Source organism: Streptomyces sp. NPDC031210 (assembly GCF_055570395.1).
Genome location: NZ_JBVIHH010000020.1, coordinates 45,806 through 52,006 on the forward strand (window position 1 = coordinate 45,806; position 6,201 = coordinate 52,006).

Annotated in this window: 7 protein-coding genes; 5 read left to right on the top strand and 2 right to left on the bottom strand. The window is 73.1% G+C overall.

Translation table 11 applies throughout. The features are described from left to right. Positions 1-77 precede the first annotated feature (77 nt). The 5 genes from aroH (at position 78) to der (ending at position 4,551) form a co-directional block, all read left to right on the top strand. Entirely contained in the window at positions 78-440 is a 363-nt protein-coding gene (aroH, locus tag ACZ45Z_RS29400; RefSeq protein ID WP_468368658.1) for a chorismate mutase, read from the top strand. Further along, positions 437-1,522 carry a prephenate dehydrogenase gene (locus ACZ45Z_RS29405; protein WP_468368660.1) on the top strand — a complete coding sequence of 362 codons (1,086 nt, stop codon included), beginning with the start codon at positions 437-439 and terminating at the stop codon, positions 1,520-1,522. Before aroH ends, ACZ45Z_RS29405 begins: the two co-directional genes overlap by 4 nt. Before the next feature lie 86 nt (positions 1,523-1,608). Then, entirely contained in the window at positions 1,609-2,343 is a 735-nt protein-coding gene (cmk, locus tag ACZ45Z_RS29410; protein ID WP_468368663.1) for a (d)CMP kinase, read from the top strand. Further along, positions 2,340-2,996 carry a lysophospholipid acyltransferase family protein gene (locus tag ACZ45Z_RS29415; protein WP_468368666.1) on the top strand — a complete coding sequence of 219 codons (657 nt, stop codon included), beginning with the start codon at positions 2,340-2,342 and terminating at the stop codon, positions 2,994-2,996. Before cmk ends, ACZ45Z_RS29415 begins: the two co-directional genes overlap by 4 nt. A 94-nt stretch (positions 2,997-3,090) precedes the next feature. Then, positions 3,091-4,551: a ribosome biogenesis GTPase Der gene (gene der, locus ACZ45Z_RS29420; protein WP_468368668.1), complete on the top strand. Its 1,461-nt coding sequence runs from the start codon at positions 3,091-3,093 to the stop codon at positions 4,549-4,551. Positions 4,552-4,575: 24 nt separating this feature from the next. Here der and ACZ45Z_RS29425 read toward each other — a convergent pair whose 3' ends face one another. Continuing rightward, positions 4,576-4,860 (bottom strand): hypothetical protein, encoded by a 285-nt coding sequence (locus ACZ45Z_RS29425; RefSeq protein WP_468368671.1) that lies wholly within the window; start codon positions 4,858-4,860, stop codon positions 4,576-4,578. A 172-nt stretch (positions 4,861-5,032) separates the two neighbouring features. Next, the gene (locus ACZ45Z_RS29430; protein WP_468368674.1) at positions 5,033-5,830 is read right to left on the bottom strand and encodes a hypothetical protein; all 798 of its coding nucleotides are present in this window, start codon (positions 5,828-5,830) and stop codon (positions 5,033-5,035) included. Positions 5,831-6,201 lie beyond the last annotated feature (371 nt).

Here is a 6,201-nt window from a genome sequence, read left to right on the forward strand (position 1 = left end):
CTGTCGGTGCGGCTCGTTACGCTGATCGTGCGTGCGGGTGCGCCGGGCGCGGCACACAGGAGCAGGGGAGCAGCGACGTGGCGGTACGAGCGGTCCGCGGGGCCGTCCAGTTGGAGCGGGACGACGCCGCCCACATGCGGGAGCAGGTCGCCGAGCTGCTGACCGCCCTCCTGGAGCGCAACGGCCTCGTCCCGGACGACCTGATCAGCGTGTGGTTCACCGCCACCCCCGATCTGCACAGCGACTTCCCGGCCGCCGCCGCGCGCGCCCTGGGCATCACGGACGTCCCGCTGATCTGCGCCCAGGAGCTCGACGTGGCGGGCGCCATGGAGCGCGTCGTGCGGGTGCTCGCCCACGTCGAGACGGACCTGTCCAAGGCGAGCGTCGCCCACGTCTACCTCGGCGCCGCCGGGGCGCTGCGAAAGGACATCGCGCAGTGAGGACCGCACTCGTCATCGGCACCGGCCTGATCGGCACCTCGGCCGCGCTCGCGCTGAACGCGCGCGGCGTCCAGGTGTTCCTGGAGGACCACGACCAGGCCCAGGCCCGTACGGCCGCGGCGCTGGGCGCGGGCACCGCGGAGGCGCCGCCGGGACCGGTGGACCTGGCGATCGTGGCCGTGCCGCCCGCCCATGTCGCCACGGCCCTGGCCGACGCCATGGGGCGCGGCGCGGCCCGCGCCTACATCGACGTCGCCAGCGTCAAGGGCGGCCCGCGCCGCGAGCTGACGGCGCTGGGCAGCGATCTGAGCGCCTACCTCGGCACCCACCCGATGGCCGGCAAGGAGCGCTCCGGCCCCCTGGCCGCCACCGCCGACCTCTTCGAGGGCCGGCCGTGGGTGCTCACCCCCACCCGCGACGGCGACACCGAGGTGCTCAACCTCGCCCTGGAGCTGGTCGCGCTCTGCCGCGCCGTCCCCGTCGTGATGGACGCCGACGCCCACGACCGGGCCGTCGCTCTGGTCTCGCACACCCCGCAACTGCTCTCCAGTCTCGTTGCCGCCCGTCTTGAGGGCGCCGACGAGACCGCCGTGCGGCTGTGCGGCCAGGGCATCCGGGATGTGACCCGGATCGCGGCGTCCGATCCGCGGATGTGGATCGACATCCTGTCCGCCAACCCCGGCCCGGTGGCCGACGTGCTCTCCGAGGTCGCCGCCGACCTGGACGAGACCGTGCGCGCGCTGCGTGCCCTGGAGTCCGCCGACGAGGACAAGCGCGGCACCGGCGCCGAGGGCATCGAGGACGTGCTGCGGCGCGGCAACGCCGGGCGCGAACGGGTGCCGGGCAAGCACGGCGCCGCCCCCACCGCGTACGAGATCGTCGCCGTGCACATCGGCGACCAGCCGGGCGAGCTGGCCCGGATCTTCGCCGACGCCGGCCGGGCCGGCATCAACATCGAGGACGTCCGCATCGAGCACGCCGCCGGTCAGCAGGCCGGCTTCATCCAGCTCATGGTCGAGCCGCGGGCCGCTCCGGCGCTCACCGCGGAGCTGCGCGAGAGGGGCTGGTCGATCCGCCAGTGACACCGTGGACGGCGCCGTGCGGGTGAGCCAGTAACCTTGACCGGGGTCCCCAAGGCCCTTGGACCCCCGCCCCGTGTACAAGAAAGGTGTTCGTCACCGTGGAAACCGCCGCCCGGACCGCCCCGGCTGCAGTGATTGTCGCCATCGACGGCCCCGCTGGCACGGGCAAGTCCAGCACGTCCAAGGCCGTGGCCGCCAAGCTGGGCCTGGGCTACCTCGACACCGGCGCGCAGTACCGCGCGATCACCTGGTGGATGCTGACCAACGGCATCGACGTCAACGACCCGATCGCGGTGGCCGACGCCTCGGCCAAGCCCCACATCGTCTCCGGCACCGACCCGGGCGCCCCGACCATCGCGGTCGACGGCCTGGACGCCGCCGGCCCGATCCGCACCCAGGAGGTCACCGCCGCGGTCAGCGCCGTCAGCGCGGTCCCCGAGGTGCGCACCCGGATCACCGACCTCCAGCGCTCCATCGCCGCCGAGGCGCCGCTCGGCATCGTCGTCGAGGGCCGGGACATCGGCATCACCGTCCTGCCCGACGCCGACCTGAAGGTGTTCCTCACCGCCTCCGCCGAGGCGCGGGCGGCCCGCCGCAGCGGCGAGCTGGTGGGCAAGGACGCCCGCGACCTGGCCGCCACCCGTGAGGCGCTCCTGAAGCGGGACGCCGCCGACTCCTCCCGCAAGACCTCCCCGCTGGCCAAGGCGGACGACGCCGTCGAGGTGGACACCACCGACCTCACCCTGGAGCAGGTCATCGAGTGCGTGGTGACCCTCATCGAGGGGGCGCGCGCCGAAAAGGCGGGGCGGGTCGCTCGGTGACCGACAGCGGCAGGGCGCCGAGCCCGGCGGGCGCCGCGGTCGGCCGGCGGATCGGCATCGGCCTGATGTACGGGCTGTGGAAGCCGCGGGTGCTGGGCGCCTGGCGCGTCCCGTCCGCCGGTCCGGCGATCCTCGCCGTCAACCACTCCCACGGCATCGACGGCCCGATGCTGATGGGCACCGCGCCCCGCCCGGTGCACTTCCTGATCAAGAAGGAAGCCTTCGTCGGCCCGCTGGACCCGTTCCTGCGGGGCATCGGGCAGCTCAAGGTGGACCGCAGCACCGCCGACCGCAAGGCGATCACCGACGCGCTCGGGGTGCTGGCGGGCGGCGGCGTCCTGGGGATCTTCCCCGAGGGCACCCGGGGCGAGGGCGACTTCGCGTCGCTGCGCGCGGGCCTGGCGTACTTCGCCGTGCGCTCGGGCGCCCCGGTGATACCGGTGGCGGTGCTCGGCAGCACCGACCGCAGGAGCCGGCTGACCCCGGCCATGCCGCCGCTGCGCGGCCGCGTCGACGTCGTCTTCGGCGACGGCTTCGCGGCGGGCGACGGAGCGGGGCGGCGCACCCGCAAGGCCCTCGACGAGGCCACCGTACGAATCCAGGAGCGGCTGACCGCCCACCTGGCAGAGGCCAGGCGCCTGACCGGGCGCTGACCGACACTTTCAGTAGTGGACCGCGGACAGCGGCCCACCGATGACGAAGCCACGCGGCACAGCCGCACTTTGAGTAGGGCGAGGAACGGACTTCATGAACGACCAGATCCACACCGGCGACGAGCACGGTGCGCTTGGCGACGCCGAGTACGCGGAGTTCATGGAGCTCGCCGCGCAGGAGGGCTTCGACCCCGAGGACATCGAGGGTGACATCGCCGCGGCCGGCCACGGCCCGCTGCCCGTCCTCGCCGTCGTCGGCCGCCCCAATGTCGGCAAATCGACCCTGGTGAACCGCATCATCGGCCGCCGCGAGGCCGTCGTGGAGGACAAGCCCGGCGTCACCCGCGACCGCGTCACCTACGAGGCCGACTGGAACGGCCGCCGCTTCAAGGTCGTCGACACCGGCGGCTGGGAGCAGGACGTCCTCGGCATCGACGCGTCCGTGGCCCTCCAGGCCGAGTTCGCCATCGAGGCCGCGGACGCCGTCGTCTTCGTCGTCGACTCCAAGGTCGGCGCGACCGACACCGACGAGGCCGTCGTCAAGCTGCTGCGCCGCTCCGGCAAGCCCGTCGTGCTGGTCGCCAACAAGGTCGACGGCCTGTCCGGCGAGGCCGACGCGGCCGCCCTGTGGTCGCTGGGCCTGGGCGAGCCGCACCCGATCTCGGCGCTGCACGGCCGCGGTACGGGCGACATGCTGGACGCCGTCCTGGAGGCGCTGCCCGAGGCGCCCGCGCAGACCTTCGGCACGTCCCTCGGCGGTCCCCGCCGCGTCGCGCTGATCGGCCGCCCGAACGTCGGCAAGTCCTCCCTGCTGAACAAGGTCGCGGGCGAGGAGCGGGTGGTCGTCAACGAGATGGCCGGCACCACCCGCGACCCGGTCGACGAGCTGATCGAACTGGGCGGGAAGACCTGGAAGTTCGTGGACACCGCCGGCATCCGCCGCCGCGTCCACCTCCAGGAGGGCGCCGACTACTACGCCTCGCTGCGTACCGCCGCCGCCGTGGAGAAGGCCGAGGTCGCGGTCGTCCTGATCGACGCGAGCGAGTCCATCAGCGTCCAGGACCAGCGGATCATCACGATGGCCGTGGAGGCCGGGCGCGCCCTGGTCATCGCCTACAACAAGTGGGACAACCTCGACGAGGAGCGCCGCTTCTACCTGGAGCGGGAGATCGAGCGCGACCTCGTGCAGGTCCCGTGGGCGATGCGGGTGAACGTCTCCGCCCGCACCGGCCGCCACATGGAGAAGCTGGTCCCGGCCATCGAGACCGCGCTGGCCGGCTGGGAGACCCGCATCCCGACCGGGCGCCTGAACGCCTTCCTCGGCGAGATCGTGGCCGCCCACCCCCACCCCATCCGTGGCGGCAAGCAGCCCCGCATCCTCTTCGGCACGCAGGCCGGCACCAAGCCGCCGCGCTTCGTGCTCTTCGCCTCCGGCTTCCTGGAGGCCGGCTACCGCCGCTTCGTCGAGCGCCGGCTGCGCGAGGAGTTCGGCTTCGAGGGAACGCCGATCCACATCTCCGTGCGGGTGCGGGAGAAGCGCAGCCGGAAGAAGTGACACCCGGACCGGTGGCGCGGCGGCTCAGTGACCGCCGCGCTGCCGGCCGTCCCGCTGGCCCGGGGGAAGGGCCGGGAGGTGGCTCCGGGGGTGGTACGGCTGTCGGCCGACGACCTCCCAGTGGCCGCTGGACGCCGTCGTGCGGCCCCAGTTCCCGGCGGCGCGCAGTGCCTCCAGGCCCTCGGCCTCGTCCGTACGGTCGCCGGGCAACGCCCTGAAGGAGCGTCGGTACTCGGCGTACAACGCGTCGTAGATCGGCGTGGCCGAATCACGGGCCGCGGTGTGCGTCGACTCGTGTGACGGGCGCATGCCCGGAATCGGGTGGGGATACTGGGCGCGGGAGGAGGGGTCGTATGAGTGCACGTATGTGCCAACGACCCCGATGCCCGTGGGATGCGGCTTTCCGGCGGAAATGGCTGATCGCGGGGGTAATCCCGCCACTTACGGCGGGATCCCCTCCGCGATCGGTGAGCCGTTCGGGTCAGGTGCCGGCCAGCGGCATCGCCGCGGCGACCAGGACGCCGTCCGCGGCGGCCTTCTCCAGCGCCTGCCGCATGAGGTCCTCGCGCGGCTGGTGACCGATGGTGCCCACGGGCGCGGCGTACATCAGCACCGTCTGGGCCTTGTTGGCCGCGGCGCGCCAGCCGTCGGAGACGGCCAGCGGCTGGTGGGCCTGCCACCAGGCGGACTGGTTGCCGGCGCCGCCCGGCTGGAGGACGGCGTGCAGCTTGCCCATCGCCATCAGCGCCGACCAGCCAGGGTTGGGCGCGGGCAGTTGGTTCATGTCCGTCACGCGGGTGAAGCCCTGCTCCAGGAGCAGCGTCAGGAACTCGTCCTCCGTGCCCATCGAGCCGGGCCGGGCGATCGGGCCGTTGGGCTCGACGACCAGCGCCGGGCGCAACTCGCCCTCGATGAGCACCAGGCCGCAGGTGATCCCGAGGGTCGCCTGGCGGTCGCTGGTGGGGACCGGCTCCGATCCGGGGGCGGTGGGGGCGGCGGCGTCCGCACCGGTGATGGAGCGCACGGCTCCCTGGAGCTGCTCCTCCGATACCGGGACGACCTGCGAGGGGATGCACGTCGCGTGCGCGAACGCGAGCACCGCGGTCTCCTCGCCCACGAACAGGACGGTGCTGGTGCGCTCCTGCTCGCTGTCGCCGGGGGTACGGCAAGAGGTGCAGTCATAGCTGCCGGGGGCGTCGCCACCGGCCAGCAGGCGGTCGGCTTCTTCGTCGCCGATCTCGGCGCGAACGTCGTCGCTGACGTCGAGCATGCGCGGCACGGGTGGCTCCTCGATCTCTGAGCGGCTGCCGGGCGGTCTCCCGGCTCGTACAAGAACAACGGGTTTGCCGCGGCAGGGGTCACGCGCGGACGGGAACAGAATCGAACCAATCGACGCACAGGGAAAAACAACGGAAAACCGCAGCAAAAGGCGAACAGGAACCGATCACGCACCGCCAACTTCTGCGCAGAACGCGACGCAAGTGGCGGCTGTCGGTACACCGGACCGGGTGGCGGCGGCCTGGCCGGGGCGCGCCGCCACCGGCCCGGGGGGGGGGGGGGTCTTGTTCTCCGGTGCGTTGTCTGCGGCTCCCCTCCGGCGTGTCGTCTTGCGGCTCCGGTCTAGATCCCCCTCGCCGCCGTCAGCACCCC